At 57.5% G+C, this 15,986-nt stretch carries 14 protein-coding genes and 2 tRNA genes; 15 read left to right on the top strand and 1 reads right to left on the bottom strand.

Translation table 11 applies throughout. The annotated features are described in order from the left end of the window. Window positions 1–24: 24 nt before the first annotated feature. The gene (locus tag AO388_RS05865; protein WP_003340569.1) at window positions 25–336 is read right to left on the bottom strand and encodes a YhbY family RNA-binding protein; all 312 of its coding nucleotides are present in this window, start codon (window positions 334–336) and stop codon (window positions 25–27) included. A gap of 103 nt (window positions 337–439) precedes the next feature. Between AO388_RS05865 and rlmE the strand changes: the two genes are divergently transcribed. The 15 genes from rlmE (at window position 440) to pnp (ending at window position 15,797) form a co-directional block, all read left to right on the top strand. Further along, on the top strand, window positions 440–1,090 hold the full coding sequence (gene rlmE / locus AO388_RS05870) for a 23S rRNA (uridine(2552)-2'-O)-methyltransferase RlmE (protein WP_003313635.1): 651 nt from the start codon (window positions 440–442) through the stop codon (window positions 1,088–1,090). 193 nt (window positions 1,091–1,283) lie between these two features. Continuing rightward, a complete protein-coding gene (ftsH, locus tag AO388_RS05875) occupies window positions 1,284–3,188 on the top strand; it encodes an ATP-dependent zinc metalloprotease FtsH (RefSeq protein WP_003364143.1) in 1,905 nt (634 codons plus the stop codon). A gap of 13 nt (window positions 3,189–3,201) precedes the next feature. Further along, window positions 3,202–4,035 (top strand): dihydropteroate synthase, encoded by an 834-nt coding sequence (gene folP, locus AO388_RS05880; protein ID WP_058416180.1) that lies wholly within the window; start codon window positions 3,202–3,204, stop codon window positions 4,033–4,035. A 16-nt stretch (window positions 4,036–4,051) separates the two neighbouring features. Next, window positions 4,052–5,395, top strand: coding sequence for a phosphoglucosamine mutase (gene glmM, locus AO388_RS05885; RefSeq protein ID WP_058416181.1), 1,344 nt, complete (start codon window positions 4,052–4,054; stop codon window positions 5,393–5,395). Window positions 5,396–5,461: 66 nt separating this feature from the next. Beyond that, complete coding sequence (gene tpiA / locus AO388_RS05890) at window positions 5,462–6,217, top strand: triose-phosphate isomerase (RefSeq protein ID WP_003364135.1); 756 nt, start codon at window positions 5,462–5,464, stop codon at window positions 6,215–6,217. Between the two features lie 4 nt (window positions 6,218–6,221). Continuing rightward, window positions 6,222–6,602 (top strand): preprotein translocase subunit SecG, encoded by a 381-nt coding sequence (gene secG / locus AO388_RS05895; RefSeq protein ID WP_003313628.1) that lies wholly within the window; start codon window positions 6,222–6,224, stop codon window positions 6,600–6,602. A gap of 46 nt (window positions 6,603–6,648) precedes the next feature. Next, window positions 6,649–6,734: transfer RNA gene (locus AO388_RS05900), tRNA-Leu, on the top strand. A 96-nt stretch (window positions 6,735–6,830) separates the two neighbouring features. Further along, window positions 6,831–6,907: transfer RNA gene (locus AO388_RS05905), tRNA-Met, on the top strand. Window positions 6,908–7,037: 130 nt separating this feature from the next. Further along, a complete protein-coding gene (rimP, locus tag AO388_RS05910) occupies window positions 7,038–7,496 on the top strand; it encodes a ribosome maturation factor RimP (RefSeq protein WP_002555126.1) in 459 nt (152 codons plus the stop codon). A gap of 59 nt (window positions 7,497–7,555) precedes the next feature. Further along, window positions 7,556–9,037: a transcription termination factor NusA gene (gene nusA, locus AO388_RS05915; protein ID WP_003364132.1), complete on the top strand. Its 1,482-nt coding sequence runs from the start codon at window positions 7,556–7,558 to the stop codon at window positions 9,035–9,037. 27 nt (window positions 9,038–9,064) lie between these two features. Then, a complete protein-coding gene (gene infB / locus AO388_RS05920; RefSeq protein WP_003431531.1) occupies window positions 9,065–11,590 on the top strand; it encodes a translation initiation factor IF-2 in 2,526 nt (841 codons plus the stop codon). 159 nt (window positions 11,591–11,749) lie between these two features. Next, window positions 11,750–12,166, top strand: a complete 417-nt coding sequence (gene rbfA / locus AO388_RS05925; RefSeq protein WP_003364128.1) for a 30S ribosome-binding factor RbfA — start codon at window positions 11,750–11,752, stop codon at window positions 12,164–12,166. A gap of 3 nt (window positions 12,167–12,169) precedes the next feature. After that, window positions 12,170–13,087 (top strand): tRNA pseudouridine(55) synthase TruB, encoded by a 918-nt coding sequence (truB, locus tag AO388_RS05930; protein WP_003431529.1) that lies wholly within the window; start codon window positions 12,170–12,172, stop codon window positions 13,085–13,087. A gap of 159 nt (window positions 13,088–13,246) precedes the next feature. Beyond that, complete coding sequence (gene rpsO, locus AO388_RS05935) at window positions 13,247–13,516, top strand: 30S ribosomal protein S15 (protein ID WP_002555121.1); 270 nt, start codon at window positions 13,247–13,249, stop codon at window positions 13,514–13,516. A gap of 175 nt (window positions 13,517–13,691) precedes the next feature. Further along, window positions 13,692–15,797, top strand: coding sequence for a polyribonucleotide nucleotidyltransferase (gene pnp, locus AO388_RS05940; protein WP_003431526.1), 2,106 nt, complete (start codon window positions 13,692–13,694; stop codon window positions 15,795–15,797). Window positions 15,798–15,986 lie beyond the last annotated feature (189 nt).

The raw sequence follows: 15,986 nt of genomic DNA on the forward strand, positions 1-15,986 counted from the left end.
TTTTGGCGGCCCTGACTTCTGTTTTTATCCGTGTGCGCGGTGGACGTTGGACAGTTGCTTGTTTACCTTTGGGTTCTTGCGATAGATCAGCGCCATTTTGCCGATGACCTGAACCAGGTCGGCAGAACCGGCCTTGCACAGTTCTGCAATGGCACCGAGACGGCTTTCGCGGTCGAGGATGTTGAGCTTGATCTTGATCAGCTCATGATCGCTCAGTGCGCGTTCAAGCTCTGCAAGTACACCTTCAGTCAAACCATTGTCAGCCACGATCAATACCGGTTTCAGATGGTGGCCAATGGATTTGTATTGTTTCTTCTGCTCTGGAGTGAGCGGCATAATCTGACCTCTGCGTCTGATCTTTTAAAAGCGGCGGCCAGTTTACCCGAGCGAGTCCGGGGCCGCCCAGTTAATCACGACTCGTTTATTTTTGAGGTGCCCCGTGGCCCGTTCCAAGACAAGCCATAACTGGCTCAAAGAACACTTCGACGACAAGTACGTCAAAATGGCGCAGAAGGACGGTTACCGTTCGCGTGCCAGTTACAAGCTGCTGGAGATTCAGGAAAAGGACAAGCTCATCCGTCCGGGCATGACCGTGATCGACCTCGGCGCAGCGCCGGGAGGCTGGTCACAGGTGACCAGTCGTCTGATCGGCGGTCAAGGTCGTCTGATCGCTTCCGACATCCTTGAAATGGACAGCATCCCCGATGTGACCTTCATTCAGGGTGATTTTACCGAGGATGCGATTCTTGAGCAGATCCTGGAGGCAGTCGGTAATACGCAGGTAGACCTTGTGATTTCCGATATGGCCCCCAATATGAGTGGATTGAGCGCTGTAGATATGCCGCGTGCAATGTTTCTCTGCGAATTGGCGCTCGATCTTGCTGGTCGGGTACTACGTCCCGGTGGCGATTTTCTGATCAAGGTCTTCCAAGGTGAAGGCTTCGATGTCTACCACAAGGATATTCGCAAGCTGTTCGACAAGGTGCAGATGCGCAAACCGTCGTCGTCCCGCGACAGGTCACGCGAGCAATACCTGCTGGCTCGCGGCTTTCGCGGCATTGATGGCGCAGCCAGCATCGAGCGTTTTTGACAAGGTGCGATAGCTTTTTTCAAATGGCGTTGCCGATGCAGCATGACTGAACATTATGTTGTCAAAGTTTCACAAAGGGTTACAGACGGTGTCTGCCGTATCTGTAGGTTCTGTAGTAAGTTAGGCCGGTGAATATCATGCGAGGCACGCTTGCTGCGTGGAGCTTGCTTCAGAGGGTAGCTAATTGAACGATATGGCAAAGAATTTGATCCTGTGGTTGATCATCGCGGCTGTCCTGGTGACGGTGATGAACAACTTCTCCAGCCCTAACGAGCCGCAGAACCTCAACTATTCCGAGTTCATCCAGCAGGTCAAGGATGGCAAGGTCGAGAAGGTTTCTGTCGACGGCTACGTCATTACGGGCAAGCGCAGCGATGGCGACACCTTCAAGACCATCCGCCCGAACATCCCGGACAATGGCCTGATCGGTGATCTGGTCAGCAACAACGTCGTGATCGAAGGCAAGCAGCCTGAGCAGCAGAGCATCTGGACCCAGTTGCTGGTGGCCAGCTTCCCGATACTGGTGATCATCGCGGTGTTCATGTTCTTCATGCGCCAGATGCAGGGCGGGGCGGGCGGCAAGGGCGGCCCGATGAGCTTCGGCAAGAGCAAGGCGCGTCTGCTGTCCGAAGATCAGGTCAAGACCACCCTGGCTGACGTTGCCGGTTGCGACGAGGCCAAGGAAGAAGTCGGCGAGCTGGTCGAATTCCTCCGTGATCCGGGCAAGTTCCAACGCCTGGGCGGTCGAATCCCGCGCGGTGTGCTGATGGTCGGCCCTCCGGGTACCGGTAAAACGCTGATCGCCAAGGCCATTGCCGGCGAAGCGAAGGTCCCGTTCTTTACGATTTCCGGTTCCGACTTTGTCGAGATGTTCGTGGGTGTCGGTGCGAGCCGCGTTCGCGACATGTTCGAGCAAGCCAAGAAACACGCGCCATGCATCATCTTCATCGACGAAATCGACGCAGTCGGTCGCCATCGCGGTGCCGGCATGGGCGGTGGTCACGACGAGCGCGAGCAAACGCTCAACCAGTTGCTGGTCGAGATGGACGGTTTTGAAATGAATGACGGCATCATCGTCATTGCCGCGACCAACCGTCCTGACGTACTGGACCCGGCGCTGCTGCGTCCAGGTCGTTTCGACCGCCAGGTAGTTGTAGGTCTGCCGGATATTCGTGGCCGCGAGCAGATCCTCAAGGTTCACATGCGCAAGGTTCCGATGGGCGAAGACGTCAACGCAGGCGTTATCGCTCGCGGTACGCCGGGCTTCTCCGGTGCGGATCTGGCCAACCTGGTCAACGAAGCGTCGCTGTTCGCTGCTCGCTCCGGCAAGCGCGTTGTAGAAATGAAAGAGTTCGAACTGGCCAAGGACAAGATCATGATGGGCGCCGAGCGCAAATCGATGGTCATGTCCGATAAGGAAAAGCGCAACACGGCTTACCACGAGGCGGGCCACGCTATCGTTGGGCGCCTGGTGCCAGAGCATGATCCGGTCTACAAGGTCTCCATCATCCCGCGCGGTCGTGCGCTGGGTGTGACGATGTTCCTGCCGGAAGAAGACCGTTACAGCCTGTCCAAGCGTGCGTTGATCAGCCAGATCTGCTCGCTGTACGGTGGTCGTATCGCGGAAGAAATGACCCTTGGCTTCGATGGCGTCACAACCGGTGCCTCCAATGACATCATGCGTGCCAGCCAGATTGCCCGGAACATGGTCACCAAGTGGGGGCTGTCTGAAAAACTCGGCCCGCTGATGTACTCGGAAGACGAGGATGCAGGTTACCTGGGGCGCGGCAGCAGCCAGAACTCCAGTGTTTCCGGCGATACTGCCAAGCTCATCGACTCCGAAGTGCGCAGCATCATCGACCACTGTTACGGCACCGCCAAGCAGCTGTTGACGGATAATCGCGACAAACTGGAAGCGATGGCCGACGCGTTGATGAAGTACGAAACGATTGATGCCGACCAGATCGACGACATCATGACCGGTCGTACTCCGCGTGAGCCGCGTGACTGGGGTGGTGGTTCGGGGACCAATGGTACTCCGATCACGCCTGACCCTCGTCCGGAAACTCCGATTGGCGGCCCTGCTGCCGAGCACTAAGGTCTGACATGACATCTGNCGGTTGCCTTGCGGCAACCGGGTTCTTGATTTGGCCCATACGCATGTAATGGGTATCCTCAATGCAACCCCAGACTCATTTTCCGATGGTGGCCGCTACAGCCAGCGCGATGCTGCGTTGCGTCATGCCGAGGCAATGGTGCAGGCCGGCGCCACGCTTATCGATGTCGGTGGCGAGTCAACCCGGCCGGGTGCGCGTGCTGTCTCTGCGTCGGAAGAGGTCGAGCGTGTGGCTCCGGTGGTCGAGGTCATCGCGCGCGAGCTGGATGTGATCATCTCTGTGGACACCTCCACGCCTGAGGTCATGCTGGCGACGGCTGGGCTGGGTGCCGGGCTCATCAACGACGTTCGCTCGCTGCAGCGCCCTGGCGCGCTTGAGGCGGCCGCAAGCACCGGTTTGCCGGTCTGTCTCATGCACATGCTCGGCGAGCCCGGAACCATGCAGAATGACCCACACTACGAAGACCTGGTGGGCGAGGTTTGTGCCTTCCTGGCTGAGCGGATGAAACAGTGTGTTGCGGCGGGAATCGGTCAGCAGCAGATCATTCTTGATCCGGGCTTTGGCTTTGCCAAGACACTGGAGCACAATCTGAGCCTGTTCAAGCATATGGAAGCGTTGCATGCGCTCGGCCGCCCTTTGCTGGTGGGTGTTTCGCGCAAGAGCATGATCGGTGCTGTGCTGGGGCGTCCCGTCGACCAGCGTCTGTCCGGCGGGCTCGCCCTGGCGGTTCTGGCGATGGCCAAGGGGGCAAGAATTATACGTGTGCATGATGTCGCCGAAACGGCTGACGTGGTGCGCATGATCGCAGCTGTCGAAGCAGCTGAATAACAACAGTGGGGCATCCATGACTACCAGAAAATATTTCGGAACCGACGGCATTCGCGGTCGCGTAGGGCAATTTCCGATCACGCCCGAGTTCATGCTGAAACTGGGCTGGGCGGCGGGCATGGCTTTCCGCAAGATGGGCGCCTGCCGGATTCTCGTCGGCAAGGACACGCGCATCTCCGGCTACATGTTCGAGTCCGCTCTCGAGGCTGGTCTCTCCGCTGCGGGTGCTGACGTTCTCTTGCTGGGGCCGATGCCGACACCGGCCATCGCCTACCTGACACGTACCTTCCATGCCGAGGCTGGCATCGTCATCAGCGCCTCGCATAACCCGCACTACGACAACGGCATCAAGTTCTTCTCCGGTCAGGGCACCAAGCTGCCTGACGAGATCGAAATGATGATCGAAGAGTTGCTCGACGCGCCGATGACCGTGGCCGAGTCCGAGAACCTCGGCAAGGTCTCGCGGATCAACGATGCGGCCGGGCGTTACATCGAATTCTGCAAAAGCAGCGTGCCTACCAGCACCGATTTCGCCGGCCTCAAGGTTGTCATCGACTGCGCCCACGGTGCGACCTACAAGGTGGCACCCAACGTATTTCGTGAACTGGGCGCGCAGGTGGTGGTGCTTTCCGCGCAGCCTGACGGGCTCAACATCAACAAGGACTGTGGCTCCACGCATATGGAAGCCCTGCAGGCGGCCGTGCTTGCCGAGCATGCGGACATGGGCATCGGTTTCGACGGTGATGGCGACCGCGTGTTGATGGTCGATCACACCGGGACCATCGTCGATGGTGATGAATTGCTTTACATCATCGCCCGCGACCTGCACGAGGGGGGACGCTTGCAGGGCGGCGTAGTAGGCACATTGATGAGCAACCTGGGGCTTGAACTGGCCCTGGCTGAACAAGGTATTCCCTTTGTTCGGGCCAATGTCGGTGACCGTTATGTGATCGCCGAGTTGCTCGAGCGCAACTGGCAGATCGGCGGTGAAAACTCCGGTCATATCGTCTGTTTCCAGCACGCCACCACCGGTGATGCGATTATCGCCTCATTGCAGGTGATATTGGCTCTGCGCCGCAGTGGTGTAAGTCTGGCCGAAGCGCGTCTGAAATTGCGCAAATGCCCGCAGATCTTGATCAACGTGCGCTTCGCCGGGTCGGGTGTAGACCCGGTTTCGCATCCGTCGGTCCAGGAAGCCTGCGCCCGCGTCACCGAGCAGATGGCCGGGCGTGGCAGGGTGCTGCTGCGCAAATCGGGTACCGAGCCGCTGGTGCGCGTGATGGTCGAAGGCGAGGACGAAACGCAGGTCAGGGCGTACGCCGAAGAACTCGCAAAACTGGTTACTGAAGTTTGCGCCTGATTTCGGCTTGCCAGTGTCGGAACTGTTGGGTAACATCTGCGCCCACTTTGACCCACGAGGTGTAGCATGCGTCGCCCAATGGTAGCTGGTAACTGGAAAATGCACGGTACCCGCGCCAGCGTCGCTGAGCTGATCGAGGGTTTGTGCAAGCAGTCGTTGCCAGGCAGCGTCGATATCGCCGTGATGCCTGCCAGTCTGTTTACCCATCAGGTGATCGAGGGGCTCAAGGCAACATCGATCATCGTTGGTGCGCAGGATGCAGCCATTCAGGCTGAGCAAGGCGCGCTGACAGGTGAGGTTGCATCGAGTCAGCTGGCTGATGCAGGTTGCAAGCTGGTACTTGTCGGGCACTCCGAGCGTCGTCAGTTGATTGGCGAACAGGATGATGTCTTGAACAAGAAGTTCGCGGCGATCCAGGCGAAAGGTCTGACACCTGTGCTCTGCGTAGGTGAAACGCTTGAAGAGCGCAAGGCGGGGCAAACGCTCGAAGTGGTAGGTCGTCAGCTGGACAGTGTCATCGCCGAGTTTGGTGTCAATGCACTGGTCAATGCTGTCATTGCCTACGAGCCGGTCTGGGCCATTGGCACCGGATTGACTGCTTCGCCTCAGGAAGCGCAGGAAGTGCACGCAGCCATCCGTGCGCAACTGGCAAAAGAGAATGCCGAAGTCGCACAAGGCGTGCGACTTCTCTATGGCGGCAGCGTGAAGGCGGCCAATGCGGTCGAGCTCTTCAGCATGCCGGATATCGATGGGGGGCTCATTGGTGGAGCTTCCCTGAATGCAGATGAGTTCGGTGCGATCTGTCGCGCCGCGGGAAACTGAAAAAATGCTGGAAACAGTCGTAATCGTTTTTCACCTGTTGGGCGCTCTGGGCGTTGTCGCTCTGGTATTGCTGCAGCAGGGTAAAGGTGCTGACGCAGGCGCGTCGTTCGGAGCAGGTGCATCAAATACTGTCTTCGGAGGTCAAGGAACCTCTACCTTTCTCAGTAAGTTTACTGCTATACTTGCCGCATGTTTTTTCATAACCAGCTTGGGGTTAGGTTACTTTGCTAAAGAGAAAGCTCAACAGCTGACTCAAGTAGGTTTGCCAGACCCTGCAGTACTGGAAGTGAAGCAAAAACCGGCAGCAGATGATGTACCGGTTCTCGAAGGGCAAAAGCCAGCCGCTGTTCCAGCTGACGTACCTCAAGCCCCAGAGAAGAAGTAAGACAGAATTCGGCGATGTTCGTGAGGTCGCCAAAAAGAGTTGTAATGCCGAGGTGGTGGAATTGGTAGACACGCAACCTTGAGGTGGTTGTGCCCATAGGGTGTAGGGGTTCGAGTCCCCTTCTCGGTACCAATTAAGCAGGAGAGCCCGCACTAGCGGGCTTTCTTGTAGGTGGATGTTGGATTGACCCAGCAATGGATCGGTCGTATACTTCTGCCCCAGCTTTGTCGCGGGGTGGAGCAGTTTGGTAGCTCGTCGGGCTCATAACCCGAAGGTCGTTGGTTCAAATCCAGCCCCCGCAACCAGTTTTAGCGGAGCCCCTTTTAAGGGGCTTTTTGTTAGCTGGACAGTACATGACGTCGATGTTCAGCGGCGTTTTCAGGGATGGGCTTTTGCCCATTTTTTTATTTCTAAAGCATGCACGAGGGGGTTCAGGTGTCGAGCAAGCTAGAACAGTTGCAGGACTTGTTGGCCCCAGTGGTCGTGGCCCTTGGCTATCAGTGCTGGGGAATTGATTTCAGTTCCCAGGGCAAGCATTCGGTGCTGCGCATTTATATCGACAAGGAAGGGGGCGTTCTGGTCGACGACTGCGCAATCGTCAGTCGCCAGATCAGCGGTGTGTTGGACGTAGAAGATCCAATCAGCACCGAGTACACCCTTGAAGTATCTTCTCCTGGCATGGAGCGCCCGCTGTTCACTATTGAGCAGTTTGCTTCGTACGCCGGGGAACAAGTGAAAATAAAGCTGCGTTCACCTTTCGAAGGTCGACGCAACTTTCAAGGCCTTCTCCGCGGGGTGGAGGAGCAGGATGTCGTGGTGCAGGTTGAAGACCATGAGTTCCTGTTGCCGATCGACATGATCGACAAGGCCAACATTATTCCCACGTTTGACTGAGACGTGCCGGTTACTGCGGATCCCGCGGATCCAATGGCTTGCGAAAGGCGAGGCGTACGATGAGCAAAGAAGTACTGCTGGTTGTTGAGTCGGTGTCCAATGAAAAGGGCGTTCCGGCAAGTGTAATTTTTGAAGCGCTGGAGCTGGCTCTTGCCACCGCTACCAAGAAACGTTTTGAAGATGAAGTAGAACTGCGCGTAGAGATCAATCGCCAGACAGGCAACTACGAGACTTTCCGTCGCTGGACAGTTGTCGAAGACGAAGATCTGGACGATCCTGCGCACGAATTTGCTGTGGATCAGGCCCAGGCGAAAAAGCCGGGTGCTGTTGCCGGCGACCTGATCGAAGAAAAAATCGAATCCATCGAATTCGGTCGTATCGCTGCGCAGACCGCCAAGCAAGTCATTGTGCAGAAAGTTCGCGAAGCCGAGCGTGCTCAGGTGGTCGATGCCTACCGTGAGCGTCTGGGTGAAATCATTTCTGGTACTGTTAAAAAGGTTACACGTGACAATGTCATCGTTGACTTGGGTAACAATGCCGAAGCCTTGCTGGCTCGTGAAGACATCATTTCCCGGGAAACTTTCCGGGTCGGTGTTCGCGTCCGTGCTTTGCTGAAGGAAATTCGTACTGAAAACCGTGGTCCTCAGCTGATTCTGTCGCGTACTGCGCCAGAGATGCTGATCGAGCTTTTCCGCATTGAAGTTCCGGAAATTGCCGAAGGTCTCATCGAGGTGATGGCTGCCTCCCGTGACCCGGGTTCTCGTGCGAAAATCGCTGTTCGCTCCAAGGATAAACGAATCGATCCGCAAGGTGCCTGTATCGGCATGCGCGGTTCGCGAGTTCAGGCTGTTTCCGGCGAGCTGGGTGGCGAGCGTGTGGATATCGTTCTTTGGGACGATAACCCGGCGCAGTTCGTGATCAATGCAATGTCTCCTGCAGAAGTAGCGGCAATCATCGTAGATGAAGACGCGCATGCAATGGACATCGCAGTGGGAGCGGACAACCTGGCCCAGGCTATTGGTCGTGGCGGTCAGAACGTGCGTCTGGCGAGCCAGTTGACTGGCTGGACCCTGAACGTAATGACCGAATCGGACATCCAGGCCAAGCAGCAAGCTGAAACCGGTGACATCCTGCGCAATTTCATCGAAGAACTCCAAGTCGAGGAAGAATTGGCGCAGGTGCTGGTTGATGAAGGCTTCACCAGCCTGGAAGAGATTGCCTACGTACCGTTGGAAGAAATGCTCAACATCGACGGCTTTGACGAAGAAATCGTCAACGAGCTTCGCGCTCGTGCCAAGGATTGTTTGTTGACTAAAGCCATCGCTACAGAGGAAAAGCTGGCAGACGCCCATCCGGCCGAAGACCTGCTCTCGCTTGAGGGTATGGACAAGGATTTGGCGATGGAACTGGCGGTGCGCGGCGTAATTACCCGCGAAGACCTGGCCGAGCAGTCTATAGATGACCTGCTCGACATCGACGGCATTGACGATGATCGTGCCGGCAAGTTGATCATGGCCGCCCGAGCCCACTGGTTCGAGTAATTGGGCGCGGCCTGAGGAGAGAAGTGCATGACGCAAGTCACGGTGAAAGAACTGGCCAAAGTGGTCGACACACCGGTAGAGCGCCTGTTACAGCAGATGCGTGAGGCAGGTCTGCCGCACACCGCCGCCGAGCAAGTTGTGACCGATAACGAAAAACAAGCCTTGTTGACGCACCTGAAAAGCGGTCACAAGGCCAAGGTGGAAGAGCCTCGCAAGATTACCTTGCAGCGCAAGACCACCAGCACCCTGCGCGTTGCTGGCAGCAAGAGCATCAGCGTTGAAGTGCGCAAGAAGAAAGTCTTTGTGCAGCGTAGCCCGGAAGAGATCGAAGCCGAGCGCAAGCGCGAGATGGACGAACGCCGTGCGGTAGAAAATGCCGCTCGTCAAAAGGCTGAAGAAGAAGCCAAGCGTCGCGCTGAAGAAGATGCGCGCAATCAGCCTGCTGCAAGCCAGCCCGCTTCGGCTGCTGCCGAGCCTGTTGTCGCCGCCGAGCCTGTGCGTGAAGCATCGCCAGCCGCTGCTCCGGCACCGGCAAGCGCAGCGCCTTCTGCCGATGCTCGCAAGCGTGACGAACAACGTCGCCCTGACAAGCCTCGTGCTGACGACCGCAACGCCCGTGGCGGCGACGGCGAGCGTAAAAACGCTCCGCATCGCGCTTCGGTCAAGGAGAAGGCTCCGGCCCCTCGCGTTGCTCCTCGCACTACCGACGAAGAAAGCGACAGCTTCCGTCGCGGTGGCCGTGGCAAGTCCAAGCTGAAGAAGCGCAATGCTCACGGTTTCCAGAGCCCTACCGGCCCCGTCATCCGTGACGTTGCCATTGGCGAGACCATCACTGTCGGCGAATTGTCGGCACAGATGTCGGTCAAGGCTGCGGAAGTCATCAAGTTCATGTTCAAGATGGGCACCCCGGTGACCATCAATCAGGTACTGGATCAGGAAACTGCCCAGTTGATCGCCGAAGAGCTGGGCCACAAGGTCACGCTGGTCAGCGACAACGCCCTGGAAGATTCCCTGGCCGAATCGCTGAAGTTCGAAGGTGAGTCGTTCTCCCGTGCACCGGTTGTGACCGTAATGGGCCACGTCGACCACGGTAAGACCTCGCTGCTCGACTACATTCGTCGTGCCAAGGTTGCAGCTGGCGAAGCCGGCGGCATCACCCAGCACATCGGTGCCTACCACGTTGAAACCGAACGCGGCATGGTCACGTTCCTCGACACCCCTGGTCACGCCGCGTTTACCGCCATGCGTGCCCGTGGTGCCAAGGCAACGGATATCGTGATTCTGGTGGTTGCAGCTGACGACGGCGTGATGCCTCAGACCATCGAAGCTGTTCAGCATGCTGTTGCGGCTGGCGTTCCGCTGGTTGTTGCGGTGAACAAGATCGACAAGCCTGGTGCTGACCTCGATCGTATCCGCAGCGAGCTGTCGGTCCATGGCGTGACGTCCGAAGAGTGGGGCGGTGATACGCCTTTCGTTTCGGTCTCCGCGAAAATGGGTACTGGCGTCGACGAGCTGCTGGAAGCTGTTCTGCTGCAGGCCGAAGTCCTGGAACTCAAGGCAACCCCGTCGGCCCCGGGTCGTGGTGTTGTTGTCGAGTCCCGTCTGGACAAGGGCCGTGGTCCGGTCGCTACTGTTCTGGTTCAGGACGGTACGCTGCGTCAGGGCGACATGGTGCTGGTCGGTTCGAACTTCGGCCGCATCCGCGCCATGCTCGACGAGAACGGCAAGCCGGTCAAAGAAGCAGGTCCTTCGATTCCGGTCGAAATCCTGGGTCTTGACGGTACTCCGGATGCTGGCGACGAAATGTCGGTGCTGGCTGACGAGAAGAAAGCCCGTGAAGTCGCACTGTTCCGCCAGGGCAAGTTCCGCGAGGTCAAACTGGCTCGCGCTCATGCCGGCAAGCTGGAGAACATCTTCGAGAACATGGGTCAGGAAGAGAAGAAGACGCTTAACATCGTCCTCAAGTCCGACGTCCGCGGTTCTCTGGAAGCATTGCAGGGCGCCCTTGGCGGCCTGGGTAACGACGAAGTGCAAGTGCGCGTAGTGGGCGGCGGTGTCGGTGGTATCACCGAGAGCGACGCCAACCTGGCACTGGCCTCCAACGCTGTACTGTTTGGCTTCAACGTGCGTGCCGATGCTGGCGCGCGCAAGATCGTCGAGCAGGAAGGTCTGGACATGCGTTACTACAACGTGATCTACGACATCATCGAAGACGTCAAGAAAGCCCTTACCGGCATGCTTGGCAGCGACGTCCGGGAGAATATCCTGGGTATCGCCGAAGTCCGCGATGTGTTCCGTTCGCCGAAATTCGGCGCGATCGCAGGGTGTATGGTTCTGGAAGGCACTGTCTACCGTAACCGTCCGATTCGTGTTCTGCGCGAAGACATCGTTATCTTTGAAGGCGAGCTGGAATCCCTGCGCCGCTTCAAGGACGACGCTGCCGAAGTACGTGCAGGCATGGAATGCGGTATCGGCGTCAAGAGCTACAACGACGTCAAGGTTGGTGACAAGATCGAAGTCTTCGAGAAGGTCCAAGTGGCTCGCAGCCTCTAAATCGCGAGCTTCAGGAGTCATGGTGGGAGCCTCGCATGCAAATGCCCTGCTTTCCCCATGGGCTCTAAACGCAACGCCCGGTCTGGCAATTGTCAGGCCGGGCGTTTGCCGCTTTCAGACTGTCAGGGTTTGGTCCCGGATCAGTAACAGGTAACAAGCATGGCAAAAGAATACAGCCGTACCCAACGTATCGGCGATCAGATGCAGCGCGAACTGGCGCAGCTGATCCGTCGCGAAATCAAGGACCCGCGTGTGGGTCTGGTCACCATCACCGCCGTAGACGTCAGCCGTGACGTGGGTCATGCGAAGATTTTCATGACCGTCATGGGCCAGGACAGCGCGGAAGAAATCGCGCAGACCATCAAGGTGCTCAACGCTGCCGCAGGCTTCCTGCGCATGCAGTTGGCCCGCGAAATGAAGCTGCGCAGCGTACCGCAACTGCACTTCCACTATGACGAAAGCGTCGTGCGTGGCGCGCATCTCTCGGCACTGATCGAGCGTGCCGTTGCAGAAGACGGTCAGCATCAGGAAGGCCCCGCATCGACGGATGCAAAGCCTGAAAGTACCGAGGAATAAAGAGTGGCTCAGGTCAAGCGTATACGCCGCAATGTCAGCGGGATCATCCTGCTCGACAAGCCACTGGGTTTCACGTCCAACGCCGCTCTGCAAAAGGTTCGCTGGCTGCTCAATGCCGAGAAAGCCGGGCATACCGGCAGCCTTGATCCTCTGGCAACGGGTGTTCTGCCGTTGTGTTTTGGTGAAGCGACCAAGTTCTCTCAGTACCTGCTCGATTCGGACAAGTCCTACGAGACCCTGGCGCAACTGGGCAAGACCACGACCACTGCCGATTCTGAAGGCGAGGTTTTGCTCACGCGTCCGGTGACCGTTGGTCGCGACGATATCGAAGCGGCTCTACCGCATTTTCGCGGACAAATCAGCCAGATACCTCCCATGTACTCGGCCCTCAAGCGTGATGGCCAGCCACTTTACAAGCTGGCGCGTGCAGGGGAAGTAGTGGAGCGCGAGCCCCGTTCTGTTACTATTACGCGCCTGGAATTACTTGATTGCGAAGGCGACACAGCACGTCTGTCCGTCGATTGCAGCAAAGGCACCTATATCCGCACGCTGGTCGAGGATATCGGTGAGAAGCTCGGTTGTGGTGCTTATGTCGCAGAATTGCGTCGTACCCAGGCCGGGCCTTTCACGCTGGCTCAGACAGTGACGCTGGAAGAGCTCGAGCAGGTGCATGCCGATGGCGGCAATGAAGCGGTCGACCGTTTCCTGATGCCATCGGACAGCGGTCTGCTGGACTGGCCGCTGTTGAAGTTTTCGGAACACAGTTCGTTTTACTGGTTGCATGGTCAGCCAGTACGCGCGCCGGACGCACCGAAATTCGGTATGGTTCGCGTGCAGGATCACGAAGGTCGCTTCATCGGTATCGGTGAAGTCGCCGAAGACGGGCGCATTGCGCCGCGTCGCTTGATTCGGTCAGAGTGACCGAAACCAGTCCAGGCGTCGGCTTGCCGGCGAGTGGGGTGGAACGAGGATGGCTGTCAACAGGCACGGTCATACCTCATTTTTTAATACGAGGATCTGTCCTCGGCCTGTTGGAAACGTTTCTCCGGAAGCGCTTCCTTGCACAAAAGGATTGCCCACATGGCACTCAGCGTTGAAGAAAAAGCTCAGATCGTAACCGACTACCAGCAAGCTGTTGGTGACACTGGTTCGCCAGAAGTGCAAGTTGCACTGCTGACCGCCAACATCAACAAACTGCAAGGCCACTTCAAGGCCAACGGTAAGGACCACCACTCGCGTCGTGGTCTGATCCGTATGGTAAACCAGCGTCGCAAGCTGCTGGATTACCTGAAAGGTAAGGACGTTAGCCGTTACAGCGCCCTGATCGGTCGTCTGGGTCTGCGTCGCTAATAACGACGTTGCTAGAGGTTGGTTGTCTGTCACGATCCGTCGGGTTTGCCCGGTGGTTCTGGCAGGCTCCCAGCCTCAAGTTTTATCTGGGCTGTGGAAGGGGCCGATTCCCCACGCTGCCCAAGAATTCGCAAGAAACCAGTTCCCCAAGAGCCACAAAGAAAGGTAGGAAACCGTGAACCCGGTAATCAAAAAGTTTCAGTTCGGTCAATCGACCGTAACCCTCGAGACAGGCCGTATCGCCCGTCAAGCCTCTGGTGCAGTATTGGTCACCGTTGACGACGACGTCAGCGTACTCGTGACTGTGGTCGGCGCCAAACAGGCTGACGCTGGCAAAGGCTTCTTCCCTCTGTCCGTGCACTATCAGGAAAAAACCTACGCTGCCGGCAAGATCCCTGGCGGTTTCTTCAAGCGTGAAGGCCGTCCTTCCGAGAAAGAAACCCTGACTTCGCGCCTGATCGACCGCCCGATCCGCCCGTTGTTTCCAGAAGGCTTCATGAACGAAGTGCAGGTTGTCTGCACCGTCGTCTCCACCAGCAAGAAAACCGATCCGGACATCGCTGCGATGATCGGTACTTCGGCTGCCCTGGCCATCTCCGGTATCCCGTTTGACGGTCCGGTTGGTGCTGCCCGCGTTGCTTTCCACGAAAGCACCGGCTACCTGTTGAACCCGACTTACGAGCAGCTGCAGGCTTCGAGCCTGGACATGGTCGTTGCCGGTACTTCCGAAGCCGTCCTGATGGTTGAATCGGAAGCCAAAGAGCTGACCGAAGACCAGATGCTGGGCGCTGTGCTGTTCGCGCATGACGAGTTCCAGGTCGTGATCAACGCCATCAAGGAACTGGCTGCCGAAGCCGCCAAGCCTACCTGGGCCTGGCAGCCTAAGCCTGAAGCGACTGAACTGCTGAGCGCTATCCGCTCCGAGTTCGGCGAAGCGATCTCCCAGGCTTACACCATCACCGTCAAAGCCGACCGTTATGCGCGTCTGGGCGAGCTGAAAGATCAGATCGTTGCCAAACTGGCTGTGGAAGAAGGCAGCCCGTCTGCCAGCGAAGTCAAAGCCGCTTTCGGTGAAATCGAATACCGCACCGTTCGCGAAAACATCGTTAACGGCAAGCCGCGTATCGATGGCCGTGACACGCGCACCGTACGTCCTCTGAACATCGAAGTCGGTGTTCTGCCAAAGACCCACGGTTCGGCACTGTTCACCCGTGGCGAAACTCAGGCGCTGGTTGTTGCCACGCTGGGTACTGCACGTGACGCACAGCTGCTCGATACGCTCGAAGGCGAGAAAAAAGACCCCTTCATGCTGCACTACAACTTCCCTCCGTTCTCGGTGGGCGAGTGTGGCCGCATGGGCGGCGCAGGTCGTCGTGAAATCGGTCACGGCCGTCTGGCCCGTCGCAGTGTCCAGGCCATGCTGCCAGGCGCAGACGTGTTCCCGTACACCATCCGTGTTGTGTCGGAAATCACCGAGTCCAACGGCTCCAGCTCCATGGCTTCGGTCTGTGGTGCTTCCCTGGCTCTGATGGACGCTGGTGTGCCGATGAAGGCGCCGGTTGCCGGTATCGCCATGGGCCTGGTCAAGGAAGGCGAGAAGTTCGCGATTCTGACCGACATCCTGGGTGACGAAGACCACTTGGGCGACATGGACTTCAAGGTAGCCGGTACCTCCAAAGGTGTTACCGCGCTGCAGATGGACATCAAGATCAAAGGCATCACCGAAGAAATCATGGAGATCGCCCTGGGCCAGGCCCTTGAAGCTCGCCTGAACATCCTCGGTCAGATGAACCAGATCATCGGTCAGTCGCGTAACGAACTGTCGGCCAACGCTCCGACCATGATTGCGATGAAGATCGACACCGACAAGATCCGTGACGTGATCGGCAAGGGTGGCGCAACCATCCGTGCCATCTGCGAAGAGACCAAGGCTTCGATCGACATCGAAGACGACGGCTCGATCAAGATCTTCGGCGAGTCCAAGGAAGCGGCTGAGGCAGCACGTCAGCGCGTTCTGGGTATCACCGCAGAAGCGGAAATCGGCAAGATCTACGTCGGTAAGGTTGAGCGCATCGTCGATTTCGGCGCATTCGTCAACATCCTGCCGGGCAAGGATGGTCTGGTTCACATCTCGATGCTGAGCGATGCTCGCGTAGAGAAAGTGACCGATATCCTCAAGGAAGGTCAGGAAGTCGAAGTACTGGTACTGGACGTGGATAACCGCGGCCGTATCAAGCTGTCGATCAAGGACGTAGCCGCAGCGAAAGCGTCGGGCGTCTGATTGATCTGAGCTGCAGATGAAAAAGGACTCTTCGGAGTCCTTTTTTTATGAGCGCAATTAGAGGCTTACACATGGAGCATGCAAACTGCTCGGTACAAACATGCATCTTGCAAGCCCGGGTTTGGACGAACGGGCAATCTGCACGACTCAGCAAAACAAAGAAAAACATAAACAATTGATTTTAAAGGC

Source organism: Pseudomonas sp. ICMP 10191, assembly GCF_001467335.1.
In the GTDB taxonomy this organism is placed as follows: Bacteria; Pseudomonadota; Gammaproteobacteria; order Pseudomonadales; family Pseudomonadaceae; genus Aquipseudomonas; species Aquipseudomonas cerasi.

Excerpts from the sequence above, each read along its gene's own strand:
- AO388_RS05865 (WP_003340569.1), bottom strand. The coding sequence starts at position 336 with ATGCCGCTCACTCCAGAGCAGAAGAAACAATACAAATCCATTGGCCAC.
- ftsH (WP_003364143.1), top strand. The coding sequence starts at position 1,284 with ATGGCAAAGAATTTGATCCTGTGGTTGATCATCGCGGCTGTCCTGGTG.
- glmM (WP_058416181.1), top strand. The coding sequence starts at position 4,052 with ATGACTACCAGAAAATATTTCGGAACCGACGGCATTCGCGGTCGCGTA.
- tpiA (WP_003364135.1), top strand. The coding sequence starts at position 5,462 with ATGCGTCGCCCAATGGTAGCTGGTAACTGGAAAATGCACGGTACCCGC.
- secG (WP_003313628.1), top strand. The coding sequence starts at position 6,222 with ATGCTGGAAACAGTCGTAATCGTTTTTCACCTGTTGGGCGCTCTGGGC.
- nusA (WP_003364132.1), top strand. The coding sequence starts at position 7,556 with ATGAGCAAAGAAGTACTGCTGGTTGTTGAGTCGGTGTCCAATGAAAAG.
- infB (WP_003431531.1), top strand. The coding sequence starts at position 9,065 with ATGACGCAAGTCACGGTGAAAGAACTGGCCAAAGTGGTCGACACACCG.
- rbfA (WP_003364128.1), top strand. The coding sequence starts at position 11,750 with ATGGCAAAAGAATACAGCCGTACCCAACGTATCGGCGATCAGATGCAG.
- rpsO (WP_002555121.1), top strand. The coding sequence starts at position 13,247 with ATGGCACTCAGCGTTGAAGAAAAAGCTCAGATCGTAACCGACTACCAG.